Origin of the sequence: Kribbella sp. NBC_00709 (assembly GCF_036226565.1) — a bacterium.
GTDB lineage: Bacteria > Actinomycetota > Actinomycetes > Propionibacteriales > Kribbellaceae > Kribbella.
Genome location: NZ_CP108996.1, coordinates 2,980,233 through 2,994,353 on the forward strand (window position 1 = coordinate 2,980,233; position 14,121 = coordinate 2,994,353).

At 68.4% G+C, this 14,121-nt stretch carries 15 protein-coding genes; 7 read left to right on the forward strand and 8 right to left on the reverse strand.

Translation table 11 applies throughout. The features are described 5' to 3' along the window. The first annotated feature begins 9 nt into the window (after positions 1-9). Together OHA18_RS14690 and OHA18_RS14695 are read left to right on the forward strand one after the other, a co-directional pair. Positions 10-729 (forward strand): SDR family NAD(P)-dependent oxidoreductase, encoded by a 720-nt coding sequence (locus tag OHA18_RS14690; RefSeq protein WP_329004626.1) that lies wholly within the window; start codon positions 10-12, stop codon positions 727-729. Continuing rightward, positions 726-1,739, forward strand: a complete 1,014-nt coding sequence (locus OHA18_RS14695; RefSeq protein WP_329004628.1) for an S-adenosylmethionine:tRNA ribosyltransferase-isomerase — start codon at positions 726-728, stop codon at positions 1,737-1,739. The genes OHA18_RS14690 and OHA18_RS14695 overlap by 4 nt, the downstream gene beginning before the upstream one ends. Here the strand turns inward: OHA18_RS14695 and OHA18_RS14700 are convergent. The 4 genes from OHA18_RS14700 to OHA18_RS14715 form a co-directional block, all read right to left on the reverse strand. Next, positions 1,720-2,439: an ABC transporter permease gene (locus OHA18_RS14700; protein WP_329004629.1), complete on the reverse strand. Its 720-nt coding sequence runs from the start codon at positions 2,437-2,439 to the stop codon at positions 1,720-1,722. The two genes, OHA18_RS14695 and OHA18_RS14700, sit on opposite strands and share 20 nt — an antisense overlap. A 2-nt stretch (positions 2,440-2,441) precedes the next feature. Further along, positions 2,442-3,410, reverse strand: coding sequence for an ABC transporter ATP-binding protein (locus OHA18_RS14705; protein WP_329004630.1), 969 nt, complete (start codon positions 3,408-3,410; stop codon positions 2,442-2,444). Between the two features lie 424 nt (positions 3,411-3,834). Then, complete coding sequence (locus OHA18_RS14710) at positions 3,835-4,578, reverse strand: rhomboid family intramembrane serine protease (RefSeq protein ID WP_329004631.1); 744 nt, start codon at positions 4,576-4,578, stop codon at positions 3,835-3,837. A 54-nt stretch (positions 4,579-4,632) separates the two neighbouring features. Then, positions 4,633-5,175, reverse strand: a complete 543-nt coding sequence (locus OHA18_RS14715) for a peptidylprolyl isomerase (RefSeq protein WP_329004632.1) — start codon at positions 5,173-5,175, stop codon at positions 4,633-4,635. Between the two features lie 366 nt (positions 5,176-5,541). On the opposite strand from OHA18_RS14715, the gene OHA18_RS14720 reads away from it, so the two are divergent. Further along, entirely contained in the window at positions 5,542-6,387 is an 846-nt protein-coding gene (locus tag OHA18_RS14720; protein ID WP_329004633.1) for a hypothetical protein, read from the forward strand. 60 nt (positions 6,388-6,447) lie between these two features. Here OHA18_RS14720 and OHA18_RS14725 read toward each other — a convergent pair whose 3' ends face one another. Both OHA18_RS14725 and OHA18_RS14730 read right to left on the reverse strand, forming a co-directional pair. Then, a complete protein-coding gene (locus OHA18_RS14725; RefSeq protein ID WP_329004634.1) occupies positions 6,448-6,759 on the reverse strand; it encodes a hypothetical protein in 312 nt (103 codons plus the stop codon). Between the two features lie 130 nt (positions 6,760-6,889). Continuing rightward, positions 6,890-7,366: a methylated-DNA--[protein]-cysteine S-methyltransferase gene (locus OHA18_RS14730; RefSeq protein WP_329004635.1), complete on the reverse strand. Its 477-nt coding sequence runs from the start codon at positions 7,364-7,366 to the stop codon at positions 6,890-6,892. A 166-nt stretch (positions 7,367-7,532) separates the two neighbouring features. Here OHA18_RS14730 and OHA18_RS14735 point away from each other — a divergent pair, with 166 nt between their 5' ends. From OHA18_RS14735 to OHA18_RS14745, 3 genes are all read left to right on the forward strand, one after another. Beyond that, on the forward strand, positions 7,533-8,201 hold the full coding sequence (locus tag OHA18_RS14735) for a DUF4328 domain-containing protein (RefSeq protein WP_329004636.1): 669 nt from the start codon (positions 7,533-7,535) through the stop codon (positions 8,199-8,201). A 208-nt stretch (positions 8,202-8,409) separates the two neighbouring features. After that, complete coding sequence (locus tag OHA18_RS14740) at positions 8,410-10,485, forward strand: DUF4328 domain-containing protein (protein ID WP_329004637.1); 2,076 nt, start codon at positions 8,410-8,412, stop codon at positions 10,483-10,485. Positions 10,486-10,497: 12 nt separating this feature from the next. Next, a complete protein-coding gene (locus OHA18_RS14745; RefSeq protein ID WP_329004639.1) occupies positions 10,498-11,286 on the forward strand; it encodes a sugar phosphate isomerase/epimerase family protein in 789 nt (262 codons plus the stop codon). Here OHA18_RS14745 and OHA18_RS14750 read toward each other — a convergent pair. Beyond that, the gene (locus OHA18_RS14750) at positions 11,253-11,813 is read right to left on the reverse strand and encodes a TetR/AcrR family transcriptional regulator (protein ID WP_329004640.1); all 561 of its coding nucleotides are present in this window, start codon (positions 11,811-11,813) and stop codon (positions 11,253-11,255) included. The two genes, OHA18_RS14745 and OHA18_RS14750, sit on opposite strands and share 34 nt — an antisense overlap. 93 nt (positions 11,814-11,906) lie before the next feature. On the opposite strand from OHA18_RS14750, the gene OHA18_RS14755 reads away from it, so the two are divergent. Continuing rightward, the gene (locus OHA18_RS14755) at positions 11,907-13,049 is read left to right on the forward strand and encodes an FAD-dependent oxidoreductase (protein WP_329004641.1); all 1,143 of its coding nucleotides are present in this window, start codon (positions 11,907-11,909) and stop codon (positions 13,047-13,049) included. On the opposite strand, the gene OHA18_RS14760 is transcribed toward OHA18_RS14755, so the two are convergent. Further along, the gene (locus OHA18_RS14760; RefSeq protein ID WP_329004642.1) at positions 13,046-14,044 is read right to left on the reverse strand and encodes a LacI family DNA-binding transcriptional regulator; all 999 of its coding nucleotides are present in this window, start codon (positions 14,042-14,044) and stop codon (positions 13,046-13,048) included. The two genes, OHA18_RS14755 and OHA18_RS14760, sit on opposite strands and share 4 nt — an antisense overlap. Positions 14,045-14,121 lie beyond the last annotated feature (77 nt).

A 14,121-nucleotide genomic window follows, 5' to 3' on the forward strand; every position in this document is an offset into this window, starting at 1 on the left:
GGTGTCGGCATGACTCCTGATACCTCGAACCGTCCTGTCGCGCTGATCACCGGTGCGTCCGCCGGGCTCGGGCTCGCCCTGGCCCACGGGCTGGCCGAGCGTGGCTGGACGCTGGTGATCGACGCCCGGGGCGCCGGTCCGCTCAAGGACGCGGCCGATGCCCTGGCCAACCGCACCGACGTGGTCCCGCTGGCCGGTGATGTGACCGATCCCGAGCACCGACGCGACCTGGTCGAGGTGGTGAACCAGCTCGGTCGGCTCGACCTGCTCGTGAACAACGCCAGCTACCTCGGACCGAGTCCGCTGCAGGCACTCGCCGCTGCTGACCTCGACGAACTACGTCGCGTCTACGAGGTCGACGTCCTCGCACCGATCGCGTTGACGCAGGCCCTGCTACCCGCGCTCACCGCAGCGGCCGGTGTGCTGATCAACATCAGCTCCGACGCCGCAGTGGAGGCCTACGAGACCTGGGGTGGCTACGGCTCGGCCAAGGCCGCACTCGACCACGCGACGCGAGTGCTGGCCGCTGAGCACCCCACGCTGTCGGTGTACGCCGTCGATCCGGGCGATCTGCGGACTGCGATGCACCAGGCTGCATTCCCGGGTGAGGACATCTCGGACCGGCCCGAGCCGACGACCGTAGTACCCGCGTTCCTGAAGCTGCTGGACAGCCGGCCGGAGAGTGGACGGTACCGAGCGGCCGAGTTCGCGCCGGCGGTGACGCCGTGAAAGTGCACCCCCACACACGATTCGTCCTCCCGGACGCGCTGAACGCCGGCGAACCACCGGAGGCCTGCGGCCTGCGGCGGGACCAGGTGAAGCTGCTGGTCGCGGAGGGGTCGACCATCACGCACACCCGCTTCGACCGGATCGGAGAGCACCTGCGGCCCGGAGACCTGCTGCTGGTCAACACGTCCGGCACACTGCCCGCAGCGGTCGACGGTCCGTCGGTCACTGTGCATTTCTCCACAGCACTCGACGACGGCACCTGGGTGGTCGAGCTGCGCGACGGCGGTGCACCGAAGTTCGACGGTACGGCGGGTGATCGGCTGGAGCTGCCAGAGGGCGTGCTGACACTGCTGGCGCCGTGCCAGTCGGAGAGCAATCGCCTGTGGATCGCCAGGCCGCCAGTGCCCGACGTACCCGGCTATCTGCAGCGGCATGGGCGTCCGATCACGTACAACTACATCGGCAAGCAGTGGCCGCTGGCGGCGTACCAGACTGTGTTCGCGCGCGAACCGGGCAGTGCGGAAATGCCCAGCGCAGCAAGGCCGTTCAGCTTCGAGCTGGTGAGCCATCTGGCGTCGCAGGGCGTACTGATCGCGCCGATCATGCTGCACTGCGGTGTTTCCTCGCTGGAGAGCCATGAGGCGCCCCAGCCCGAGCGGTACGACGTACCCGCGCACACGGCCCGTTTGGTGCACTGGGTCAAGGCGAACGGCGGACGGGTCATCGCGGTCGGCACCACTGCAGTTCGCGCGATCGAATCGGCGGTCGACGGCGGAGTGAACCCGTCGCATGGTTGGACCGACCTGGTCCTCAGCCCGGATCGCCCGCCGCAGATCGTCGACGGGCTCATCACTGGCTGGCATGCGCCCGAGGCATCGCATCTGTTGCTGCTGGAGTCAGTTGCCGGCACGGAGTTGGTACAACGCGCGTACGACGCCGCCGTACAGGAGAACTATCTCTGGCACGAGTTCGGCGACAGCTGTCTGCTGCTCAGGTCTTCGTCCCGGTGATCAGCCGTTCGCGATCGAACACCGCCGAGGCGACGCGCCAGCCGATGCGGTTCAGCAGTACGAGGATGACCGCGGCGAGGATCGCGATCCTCAGAGACGGGTGGATGACGTTCAAGGCGACCAGGGTCGTCAGCGCGATGGACGGCAGGCTGGCGACGGTCGACAGCTGTTGAGCCACCCGAACGTCGTTGAACCGGGCCGAGATCACGATGGCGACCCAGATCGACCAGCCGGCGAGCAGCGGTGTGAACACCAGCTGGGCAATCAGGTCAGGCGGGCGAATGAGCGCCGAGGCCACGCCTGGCTGAGCGAACACCCCGACGCAGACCAGGAACAGCGCGAAGACGCCGTACGCGACGGCAACGGCGGGGAGGAAGGTGGCCAACGCCTTGCCGAGCAGCAGTTCCTCGCGGCGGATCGGGGTGGTGAGAAGCGGTTCGAGAGTGCCCTGTTCGCGCTCGCCAACCACCGAGTAGGAGGCGACCAGCGACGGTACGAGGGCCGGGATGCCGAGCAGGTACAACAGCACGTGCTCCCGGCGCAGCGGCCCCGACGCCGACGTGGTCAGGGCGAAGACGCTGACCAGCGGCTGGACGGAGAAGATCAGCGGAACGATGGCCATCCCAACGACAAGGGTCCGGTTCCGCCGGAACTCGCGCAGTTCCTTGGCGACGATCGCCCGGACCAGTCTCCTGTTCACCTTCACGGTCGCCCGACCTGTACGTCGTTGTCGATGAGCTCGAGGTAGACGTCTTCGAGGCTGTGGTGCGACGCGGCGATCGACAGCACGTCGGCGTCGGCCTTCACCAGTGCCCGGGTGACACCTGGTGCTGCCAGGGCCGGATCCGCGACGGTCAGGACATACGTCGAGGGACCGTCGGTGCGCCAGTCGGAGACGCCGGGTACGCCGAGGAAGACGTTGCCTGGCACGGGAATCGGGGCGACCGTGCGCACAATCAGCGTCTGGGCGAAGAGCTCGTCGCGGAGTTGGTCCGGCCGGCCGATGGTGCGCAGGGTCGTGTTCAGGATGGCGACGCGGTCGCACAGGCGTTCCGCCTCGTCGAGGCGATGGGTGGTGAGGAAGATCGTGACACCGCGCCGGCGCAGGTCGTCGATCAGGTCGTGAACCTCGCGGGCAGCGACCGGATCGAGTCCGGAGGTCGGTTCGTCCAGGAACAGCACGCGCGGGTCGTTGAGCAGTGCGCGGGCCAGCGCGACTCGTTGCCGAAGGCCCTTGGACAGGGCGCCGCAGGCATCGTGAGCCCGATCGGTCAGGCGTACGGCGCGCAGTACGTGGTCGATGCGCTCGGTCGCGGCGGGCACCTCGTACAGGTCGGCGAAACAGCGCAGGTTCTCGAGCACGCTCAGCCGGAGGTACAGGCCGGGTGACTCGGGCATGATCGAGATGCGGCGGCGGATCTCCACGCCGTTGTCCGGTGTCAGTGGAAGTCCGGCGACGGTCGCCGAGCCGGAAGTCGGCGTGAGGAGGGTGCCCAGGGTGCGCACGGTTGTCGTCTTGCCGGCGCCGTTCGGGCCCAGGAATCCGAAGACCTCGCCGTAGCCGATCTCGAACGAGACGTCCTCGAAGGCGACGCGGTCGCCGAAATGCTTGGTCAGCCGATCGGCTGACAGCGCCGGTGCGGTCTCGCTCAGCTGACTGTTGCTGCTCAAGGTCGCTTCCGCCGGCCGACCACTGCCGTCATCGTGACCATCAGCGGTCCGGTCGACAGGGCGTCCATGCTGTCCATGATTCCACCAACAGCGCGGAATGGACCTCGGTCAGCGCGATCGGCCGGCGACAACCCCTTCGCCCGTACGCCGCTCCGCCGCCGGCCGCACGACTTCGTGCACCTCAGGCTCGAGCGAACTGATCCAGCTGGGCGACTCCGCCGGCCGAACGAAGGGATGCCGCTCGTTACCAGGCCGCGCTCGTTTGTCCACCGCACGTGGGCTCATACAGATGTCCTAACCAAGTCGGTCCCCCGTCGGGACGTCACCTGATTAGACGAGTACTTCCCCCCACTTGTCATCAGATTTGATTCAACTGAGTGGAAGTTGTGGCCTAGGCCGTTTAGCGGCAGGCCGTGGAACCCGGCTAGGCGGCTTGTTTGTTGCGGCGTTTGGGTTTGGAGAGTTGGAGGTAGATCCACGCCAGCGCCGCGCCGACGATGAAGCCGCCCAGGTGGCCTTCCCAGGAGACGTTCGGGATGACGAAGGACAGTACGGCGGTGACAGCGACGTACATGATGATCCAGGTGATGTCGAGGCCGCGGGCGCGGCTGATCACCAGGAGGGCGCCGACCAGGCCGAGGACCGCGCCGGATGCTCCGAGCGTGGCCGAGCCGGGGGCTGCCAGGATCCAGACCGCGACGCTGCCGCCGAGCGCCGACAGCAGGTAGAGGACCGTGAACCGCAGCCGGCCGAGCATCTGCTCCAGTGGCGGTCCGAGCTGCCAGAGCATGAACAGGTTCGAGAAGATGTGGAAGATCTGCACGTGGGTGAAGGCCGACGTGAGCAGCCGCCACGGCTCGCTCTCGGTCAGCACCGGCACCATCACCAGGTCCTGCAGGATCCGCGGACTACCGACGTGCACGGCGATGAACACCAGCACGTTGAGCGCCAGGATCGTGTAGGTGACGATCTGCTGGTTGCCGCGCTGGATGCCGCCGAGCGAGGTCCTGGTCCGCGGGACCGATCGGACCCCTTCGTTGAAGCAGCTCGGGCATTGGAAGCCGACGGCGGCGCTGTTCATGCAGGACGGGCAGATCGGCCGGTCACAGCGCTGGCAGCGCACCCCGGCGGGCCGATCCGGGTGCCGGTAGCAGACGGTCTCGGTCACGCGGGTCCTCCCCTGCGAGCGCGGGGCCGGTGGCGTGCCGGCCCCGCGGGAAAGTCAGGCGTTCTTACGCTCGATGACAACTTTGCTGATCACGATCGGCTCGAGCGGCCGGTCGCCGGGTGCGGTGTCGGCGGTGGCGATCGCATCGACGACCTTCTTCGACTCGTCGTCGGCGACCTCACCGAAGATCGTGTGCTTGCGGTTCAGGTGCGGCGTCGGCACGACGGTCACGAAGAACTGCGAGCCGTTGGTGCCGTGGCCGTACTGGATGCCGGCGTTCGCCATCGCGAGCAGGTACGGACGGTCGAACTGGAGCTCCGGGTGGATCTCGTCGTCGAACTGGTACCCCGGCGTGCCGGTGCCGGTGCCGAGCGGGCAGCCGCCCTGGATCATGAACCCGTCGATGACCCGGTGGAAGGTGAGGCCGTCGTAGAACGGCCGGCTGGTGGCCTGGCCGGTCTCCGGGTCGGTCCACTCCTTGCTGCCGTCGGCCAGGCCGACGAAGTTGCTGACCGTCGCCGGCGCGTGGTTCGGGAACAACCTGATGACGACGTCGCCCTTGTTCGTCTGCAGGGTTGCGTAGAGCTCTTCGGCCACGGGAGTCACTCCTAGTCGGAAAATGCGGATTACACGTCGATCCTGTCATGCGGCTCCAAGAACCGACCAGCCGGACACTCCGCGCCACCGCCGCCGGACGTCTGAGGGGTCAACCCCTGAGGTGGTCGGTTGCGGAGGCGGATTCCGGTTCCGCAACCGACCACCGGAGGGGTTGACCCCTCAGATGGACATGGGAGGTCGGGTGCGGGTGTGGAGAAAGGTGGGGTGGGGCACAGGGTTATCGGGTTGTGACGTCGTACGATGCAGATGCAGCCGGATTTGTCCAGAGCCGTAACCGGAAAGAGCCCATGTCGCCGATGGGCGGGAGAGCTGTCCGCTGGGGCGGGCGGCACCGAGGAGGGAACCGTGGGTTTGAGGAAGTCCAAGGGCCGGGTCGAGGTCGCGAAGGACCGGGTCAGGCCACTCGCCGAGTCGGCGTCGGAGAAGTTCGGACCGGCCGTCGGCCAGGTCCGTGACCACCTCGGGCCGGCTGTGGGCACCGCACGGGAGAAGGTGTCGCCGTACGCCGAGAAGGCGGTCGAGCGGGGCGCGCACCTCGCCCACCAGGCGGTGGAGAAGGCCGGTCCGGTGCTCGACGACGCGCTGGCCAAGGTCGGCCCGGCCACCGAGCACGCGGCCGGGAAGGCCCGCGAGCGGCTGAACGACGACCTACTGCCGAAGGTGACGGCGGCGCTGGCGACCCTCGCAGCCGCCGCCGAGCCGGTCGTCGAGGAGACCGCTCGCCGCAGCAAGGCCACCAAGGCCGCGCTGAAGGGCGAGCTCGAGGTGCCGAAGAAGAGCCACAAGCTCCGCAACGTGGTGCTGTTCCTGGGTCTCGGCGCACTCGCCGCGGCAGCGGTGAAGAAGCTGCTGACCCCGCCGGAGCCGGCCTGGCAGTCGACCCCGACCAGTGGTCGCGACTACAGCTCCGCCCCGGCCGGTACGACGTCACGCCCGGCCGACACGTCCACGTCGTCCAACGGCAAGACGGAGTCGTCGAACGGCAAGACCGACGCCAAGCCGGAAGCCCCGAAGCCGGAAGCCCCGAAGCCGGACGCACCGAAGGCCGAAGCCAAGCCGGAGGCCAAGGCGGACACGGCCAAGGACGACGCAGCCAAGGACGATGTGAAGGCTGCGTCGAACGGCGCCACGAAGAAGACCACCACCAGGAAGTCGACGGGCTCGACCGAGTCCAAGCCCACCGAGTCCTGACTCACCGCAACGGCGAAGGTCCCGCACCCAGCAGGGTGCGGGACCTTCGTTCGTCCGTGGTCAGTTCGGCTGCGGTTCCGGGTCGGCCTTCGTGATCGTGTAGCGGCCGGCGGACAGCAGCTGGGTGGCGTACCGATGGGTGATGCACGGGTACGAACCGCCGCAGCTGAGGCAGACCGCGTCGTTGCGGTGCAGCCAGGGGACGACCTTGAACCGCCTGGTCCAGGTCATCGGCTCCCGGTCCGGAGCGTGCATCTTGAGCGCCGCGCGGGCAGCGTCCTGGATCTCGGGGGCCGACCATTCCTCGGCGCTCTTGTCCATCAGGGCACTGAGGTCGGGGTGGAGGTGGTCAGTGGTGCGGTCTTTGTTCATTTGTATGTCTTCCAAGGCAGGTGGGAGGACGCCTGAATCACTCGCTTCAAACGTTAGTACCCCAGCACTCCCACCGCGCCTCGATCGGCCCCGATCGAGTGTCAGATCTTTGTCAGGTCTCTCAGACCGGTCAGGTCCACAACGTCTCGAGCGAGACCCGCGCCTCGAGCTCGAGCAGGTGCCGCTTGGTCGGGATGCCGCCGCCGAAGCCGACCATCTTCCCGCCGGCGCCGACGACCCGGTGGCAGGGCACGACGATGGCGATCGGGTTCCGGTTGCAGGCGGTGCCGACCGCGCGGGCGGCGCCCACGTCGTCGCCGACGATCTTCGCGACATCGCCGTACGTCTGCATCTCGCCGTACGGGATGCGGGTCAGCTGGGTCCAGACCGCGCGCTCGAAGTCGGAGCCGCCGCGGACGGACAGCGGCAGGGTGAACTCCTGGAGCTCGCCGGCGAAGTACGCCTTCAGCTGCTCGGCGGCCTCGGTCAGCAGCGGGTCGGTCTCGACCGGACGGTCGGCCGCGCCGAAGTGCAGCCGGCACAGCCCGGTGTCGTCGACCGCCAGGGTCAGCTCGCCGATGGGCGAATCGATCACGGACCAGCGCATGTCACCATCCTCCCGCCGGCCACCGACAGTTTCTCGCGGAAATGCGCCACCGAGCGATGACGACGTGATGTTCTCGCCCGGTCACGCGGTGTTGTGCTATGTGTGATCCATGCCGAGCCGGGCGTCACAGGTACCGCTGGATCGGTGGTTCAGTTCCGAGCGACCGATGGGTGTCGGTGCGTCGATCCTGATCGGACTGGTCACCGTCACCGCGTGGGCGACCGCGTGGTCGGACTGGTACTCGTTCCACACGCTCAAGACGTACGGCGCCGATCCGGACAAGCTGGACCAGGCCGACCTGATCTCCGGCTCGCTCGGCATCATCTCGGCGCTCGCGCTGTTCGCGGCCGCGGTGGTGTTCATCGTCTGGCTCTGGCGGGTCCGGTGGAACGCGGAGATGTTCTGCCGCGGCGAGCACCGGCTCACCCGTGGCTGGGTGCTCGGCTGCTGGCTCGTCCCGGTGGTGAACCTCTGGTACCCCAAGCAGGTCGTCGACGACATCGTCGCGGCCAGCGACCCGCGGACCGATCCGCACACCCCGACGCTGAAGGAGATCCCGGGCACCCAGTTGGTGTGGGCCTGGTGGCTGACCTGGGTGATCGGACTGGTCTCCGGAAACATCGTGCAAAGAGGCGTTCTCGCCGGCGCGTCGCAGCTGGGAGATCTGCGTACGAACGTCATACTGTCCTCCGTCTCGGCGCTGTTCACCACCGGCGCGGCCGTGCTCGCGGTGATCCTGATCCAGCGGATCGACGAACTGCAGAGCATGCGTCCATGGGTGCCGTGGTGGGCGGTCGGGACACCGCACAGTGGCTTCCAACCTCCTGCGCGGTAAACCAAACCGTCACGCCCTGTCTGGTGCCTCGTTACCAATGGTGATGGGCGTACGAAAAGAACACGTTAAGTCGACACCCTCCGTGCTGGGGTCGACTCCCTTGGCGTACCTACTTCGTGGTATCAATGTGGCTCGGTCATGCGGGGGCAGGACCTGGCCGAAGCGCCGAACAGACGACGGAGTTCCAGCGACGCGAGGGACGCGAGACGTGAGCCACCCGCAGGCACTATTGACTGCTGTCGAGGACCAGGAAGAGTGGCAGCCGCACGCGGCTGAGGAGTTCCAGCAAGTCGGGACGGTCGGCAAGATCGCCATCGGACTGCTGGGGGCGTCAACGGTCACTCACCTGCTGTCCACTTGGTCGGACTGGAACACGTACTCCGTTGTCCACCGCTACCTCGGCGGGATGCCGAACGTCGACGACGCGGATCTCAACCGCGCCGACGCGATCGCCAAGGTCACCGCGATCCCGAACGTGATCATCTCGGTCGCCGCCGCGGTCGTCTTCGTCATCTGGCTCTGGCGGGCCCGGGTCAACTCCGAGGTGTTCTGCCAGGCCGACCACCGCCGCAGCCACGGCTGGGTGCTGGCGAGCTGGTTCTGCCCCGGACCGAACCTCTGGTACCCGAAGCAGATCGTCGACGACGTCTGGCTCGCGAGCGACCCGAAGACCCCGGTCTACACCGACGACCTGCGCCGGTTCAGGACTCCGCCCCTCACGTCCGTGTGGTGGGTGGCCTGGATCGGCGCTCTTGCGTTCGACGTCGTGGTCCGCCGGTTCCTGATGTGGATGGAAGCGACCGTCGGTTCGCTGCGCGGCATCGCCCTGGCCGGTACGGCGTCGCTCGTGCTGACTGCGGTGTCCGCGGTCGGGGCGACGATGGTGATCCGCAAGATCAACCACATGCAGACCACCCGCGCGTGGGTGCCGTGGTGGGACCAGGCGCCGAAGCTCAGCGCGGTCCCGTCGTACGAGGTGACCCAGGTTCCGTCGTACGCGAACGACGACACCGACGAGCAGCCCGCGATCTCCGAGCCGATCGCCGCGTCGTCCTCGATGGGTCTGGTCCGCGAGCCGCAGTTGCAGATGGCCGGCGGTCCCCAGGCCCCGGCCGGCAGCCCGTTCGCCCCGCAGGCACCTGCTCCGAGCCCGTTCGCTCCGGCCGCGCCCCAGCAGCCCGAGCCGCAGGGCTTCCCCGGCGACGGCGCCGCCGCCCCGGCCGCGTTCGCCGGCGATCCCTCGATCGAAGAGTCGCCGAAGTGGAGCCCGTTCGCTCCGGTGGTGGAGAGCTGGCCGGGCGGCGACGCCGGTCCGGCGACCGAGCAGTTCAGCCCGATCGAGTCCTGGCGGGACGAGAAGCCGGCCGCCGAGCCGACGTACGAGGCGCAGACGTCCTGGAGCGACTACCGCAGCACCGACGACGTGCTCGGTACGACGAGCACGACGAGCAGCTGGCTCGACGAGGCCGCACCGATGACCGTCGTCCAGCCCGACCCGTACGCGTACCAGCCGGAGCCCCAGCGGCAGCCGGCCGAGGAGCCGTGGGCCGCGCGCTACTCCGAGCCGTACTCGTACGAGGCCGACTACACGTCCTCCACAGTGGAGGCGCAGACCGCACCCGAGCCTGAGCCCGCGCCAGTTGCGCGCGCCGGACGCCGGGCCGCTCGGGTCGCGGTCGACAGCCCGTCGGCGATCCAGCCGGCCGTCGGTAACCACTCCAACTCCACCCACGCCGCGGAGGAGCACACCGGATACTCGGCGTACTCCGACCACAGCGTCTACGGCCAGTCCGAGCACACGCAGCCGTCGTCGCACGTGTCGGCGTCCTCCGGGTACTACGAGCCGGCACCGGCGCCGAGCTACCAGGAGCAGGACGACTTCCTGACGCCGTCGAAGCCGCTCCCGCCGGTCCCGTCGTACGGTCCGGAGCCGACGTACTCCTCGGGCAACGAGGACTACACGAACTACGAGTCGTCGTCGTACAGCTCGGACTACTCGCCCTACAGCTCGGAGTACAGCAGCAACAGCTACAGCTCGAGTAACTACGAATACGACGCTTACAGCAGCAGCACCGGGTCGGAGTACACCAGCACCGAGTCGTACGAGACCTACAGCCCGAACTACGCGTCGGAGTCGTACGGTTCGCAGTACTCGCCGGAGCCGGAGCAGCCCGAGCAGACGGAGTACCAGCAGCAGTCGCCGTACGCGTACGAGGAGCAGCCCACCGACCCCGAGCAGCCGACCGCACCGCGGACGCAGCCGCGCCGTGGCCGCTGGGTCTGATCAGATAGCTGTATGCGTCTAGGTTTCGCCACTCTCGGCTGTCCCGGAGCTCCGCTCGACGAGGTCCTGGCGCTTGCCCAGGGCAACAACTTCACCGGTCTGGAGTTGCGGGCCGCGCCGGACGAGTTCACCCACACCGGCCTGACCGGTCCACAGCGGCGTGAGCTGCGGACCCGGGTCGAGGACGCCGGTCTGGAGATCTTCGCGGTCAGCAGCTACGTGAAGCTCTGCTCGGTCGAGGACCAGCCGCTCGAAGCCCACCTCGAGCTGGCCGGCGACCTCGGCGCCCGCGGCGTGCGCGTCTTCCCCGGCGACGACCCCAGCGACGACAGCGGTACGACGGACTCCCCCAGCGCCGGCGAGATCCGCGCCCTCGACCGCGTGACGAGTGCACCGCGGGACGTCCCGATCCTGCTGGAGACGCACGACTCGCACTCGACGGCCCGTCAGGTCGCCGCGTTCTGCGCGCTGCTCGACACCGACGTCCCCGGCCACAACGTGAAGGCGATCTGGGACAGCTCGCACACCTGGTCGCACGGGGAGACTCTGGCCGAGTCGTTCGCGCTGTTGAAGCCGTGGGTCGACCTGGTCCAGTTCAAGCAGGCCGACTCGCAGCAGGACTACCGCCCGGTGGCCATCGACGCCGGCGACTTCCCGATCCAGGAGCTGCTGCAGACCCTCGACGGGACGGACTACCCGCTCTCACTGGAGTGGGAGCTCAAGTGGCACCCGCAGCTGCCGACTCTGGCCGAGACGCTGCCCGCCGTTCACTCCTGGCTGGGTGCCGGCGAGGTCAAGTAGCGCGCGATGGTCGGGCCGAGCCAGGCCACGACTTCGTCTGTGGACAGGCTCACGATCGGTTCCAGCGCCAGGATGTAGCGGCACAGCGCGAAGCCGAGCGCCTGGGTGGAGATGAGTCCGGCCCGCACCTCCGGCTGGTCCACGGCGGCCCGCTCGAACGCAGGCGTGAGCTGCTCGATGAACACCAGCCGCATCCGCTCGGCCGCAGCCTCGTTGGTGACCGCCGTCCGCAGCAGCACCCGCAGCGTGTCGTCCTCCTCCCAACGCTCGACCAAGTGGCGGACGAGCACTGTGCCGAGCTCCTCCCGCGGTACGTCGGTCAGGTCCGGCAGCCGTACGTCGAACTCCGCTGCCGCCGCGAACAGCTTCTCCTTGCTGCCGTAGTACCGCATCACCATCGCCGGGTCGATCGCCGCGTCGGCCGCGATCGCCCGGATCGTGGCCCGCTCGTATCCGTCCGCGCCGAACCGCTCCCGCGCCGCCGCCAGGATCGATGCCCGGGTCCGGTCCGACTTCTTCTCCGCCATGCCCGCAGCATATGCCAACGGTTGTTGACTTTTACAGGGAGCGGCCCTAACGTAAAAGTCAACAGTTGTTGATAAGTGAGAGAAGGAGCGACGATGACTCCGCGGAATGCAGAGGTCGTAGTGGTGGGTGCGGGTCCGGTCGGGCTCGCGGTGGCGGTCGGGCTTCGGTTGCACGGGCACGACGTGGTGGTGATCGACAAGCTGGCCGAGGGCACGAACACCTCCCGCGCTTGTGTGATCCACCCTCGGACTCTGGAGGTGCTGCAGCCGCTCGGCGTGACCAAGCAGCTCGTCGACCGCGGGCTGGAGCTCGAGGACTTCACGGTCCGGGCCGGCGACCGCAAGCTGATCCCGGTCGGCTTCGAGGACCTGCCGACCGATTTCCCGTTCGTGACGATGATCCCGCAGCCGGTCACCGAGCAGGTCCTGCTCGAGCGGCTCGTCGAGCTCGGCGGCAGCGTCGTCCGCCCGTACGCCGCGACCGGACTGACGCAGAACGCCGACGGTGCCGAGGTCACGCTCGACAACGGTGACGTGATCCAGGCGCAGTACGTCGTGGCTGCCGACGGGATGAACAGCACGATCCGCGGCCTCGCCGGTCTGCGGATGCCCGGCAACACACTGGAGCTGTCCCTGAGCCTTGTCGACATCCGGGTCGACAGTGGACTGCCGACCGACGAGGTCGGGATGTACTTCGCGGCGTCCGGGCTGCTCGTGGTTGCGCCGTTGCCGGACGGAAGCTTCCGCCTGGTGGCCGAGGTGCACAATGCGCCGGAGCACCCGGACATGGCCTTCGCGCAGGACCTGGTCGACGACCGTGGTCCGCGGAAGGCGCACCCGAAGGTGACCGAGGTGGTGTGGGGTTCACGGTTCCGGATCCACGAGCGGGTCGCGGACGAGTACCGGTCCGGTCGCGTGCTGCTCGCCGGCGACGCGGCCCACACGCACAGCCCAGCCGGCGGTCAGGGCATGAACCTTGGCCTCCGCGACGCGGTCGTTCTGGCGGATGCACTGTCGGCGGCGCTGGCCGGTGACGAGTCGGGTCTGAACGCATACGCCGTGAACAGCCGCGCGGAGGCGGTCCGCGTGATCGCGCTCGCGCACCGTCTGACCCGACTGGCCAATGTCCCGCGGCCGATCCGCCCGCTGCGCAACGCCGTACTCAGCCTGGTCGGCGGACTGAGCAAAACCCAGAACGGCCTGGCCAAACAGCTCGCCGGCTTCCCTGGGCGCTAACCGGCGGTCGATTCGCGGATCTGCAAGGTGTACGGGACGGTGAGGTCGCGGTGGGCGGCCTCACCGTTTCCGGCGATCCGGTCCAGGAGCAGGGCGACCGCGTTGTCGGCCAGCCACGCCTTGTCCGGCGAGATCGTGGTCAGCGTCGGCGAGTGGTAGCGGCCGTCCTCGATGTCGTCGAAGCCGACCACGGCAACGTCTTCCGGCGCTCGCAGCCCCGCATCGGCCAGCGTACGCAGTGCGCCCAGGGCGAGCAGATCGTTGAAGCAGAAGACCGCATCCGGCGGCACCGGCAGCTCCAGCAGTTCACGCATCGACGCGGCGCCGTCCTCCCGGTGGTACCCCGTCCCGGCGAGCTCGAGCGCGGGATCGTGTGGCAATCCGGCCGCCTTGAGCGCCTTCCGATACCCCTTGCGCCGGACCGCTCCGGTGCTCGTCCCGCCGACACCGATGGCCGCGATCCGCCGCCGTCCGATCGAGATCAGATGTGTGGTGGCGTCGCAGGACGCCTGGACCGAGTCGACCGCGACTCGGTCGAACTGGCCGCCGGCCGGTCGCTCGCCGAGCAGGACCAGCGGCTTCCCGGTGTCGGCGACGGTCAGCTTGGCCGGCGCCGTCGTGATCGGGGAGAAGATGATGCCGTCGATCAGCTGCCCGCGCATCCCGTCCAGGACCAGCTTCTCGGCCGCGGCCTCGCCCTCGGTCTGGTCGATCAGCACGGTGATCCCGCGGCGCTTCGCGGCCCGGCTGATCTCGGCGCCGAGCTCGGCGAAGTACGGCGAGGCCATCTCCGGGATGGCCAGCGCGATGAAGTCCGAGCGGCCCTTGCGCAGTGAGCGGGCGCTGACGTTCGGCCGGTAGTCCAGGGCGGCGATCGCGGCCTCGACCTTGGCCCGGGTCCGCGCGGTGATGTGCGGGTAGTCGTTGATCACGTTCGACACGGTCTTCACCGAAACGCCGGCCCGCGCGGCCACGTCGCTCAGCCTGGTCGCCATCGGAAGGACCTCCTGTCACCGTGCTGTCGCCCGAGTGTGCCACCGCTGAGCTCTTTACACCGATTGTCAATCGTTGT

Bases quoted from the DNA above. Each gene is read 5' to 3' on its own strand.
- OHA18_RS14755 (WP_329004641.1), top strand. From the start codon at position 11,907: ATGACTCCGCGGAATGCAGAGGTCGTAGTGGTGGGTGCGGGTCCGGTC.
- OHA18_RS14745 (WP_329004639.1), top strand. From the start codon at position 10,498: ATGCGTCTAGGTTTCGCCACTCTCGGCTGTCCCGGAGCTCCGCTCGAC.
- OHA18_RS14760 (WP_329004642.1), bottom strand. From the start codon at position 14,044: ATGGCGACCAGGCTGAGCGACGTGGCCGCGCGGGCCGGCGTTTCGGTG.
- OHA18_RS14725 (WP_329004634.1), bottom strand. From the start codon at position 6,759: ATGAACAAAGACCGCACCACTGACCACCTCCACCCCGACCTCAGTGCC.
- OHA18_RS14730 (WP_329004635.1), bottom strand. From the start codon at position 7,366: ATGCGCTGGTCCGTGATCGATTCGCCCATCGGCGAGCTGACCCTGGCG.
- OHA18_RS14690 (WP_329004626.1), top strand. From the start codon at position 10: ATGACTCCTGATACCTCGAACCGTCCTGTCGCGCTGATCACCGGTGCG.
- OHA18_RS14735 (WP_329004636.1), top strand. From the start codon at position 7,533: ATGGGTGTCGGTGCGTCGATCCTGATCGGACTGGTCACCGTCACCGCG.
- OHA18_RS14750 (WP_329004640.1), bottom strand. From the start codon at position 11,813: ATGGCGGAGAAGAAGTCGGACCGGACCCGGGCATCGATCCTGGCGGCG.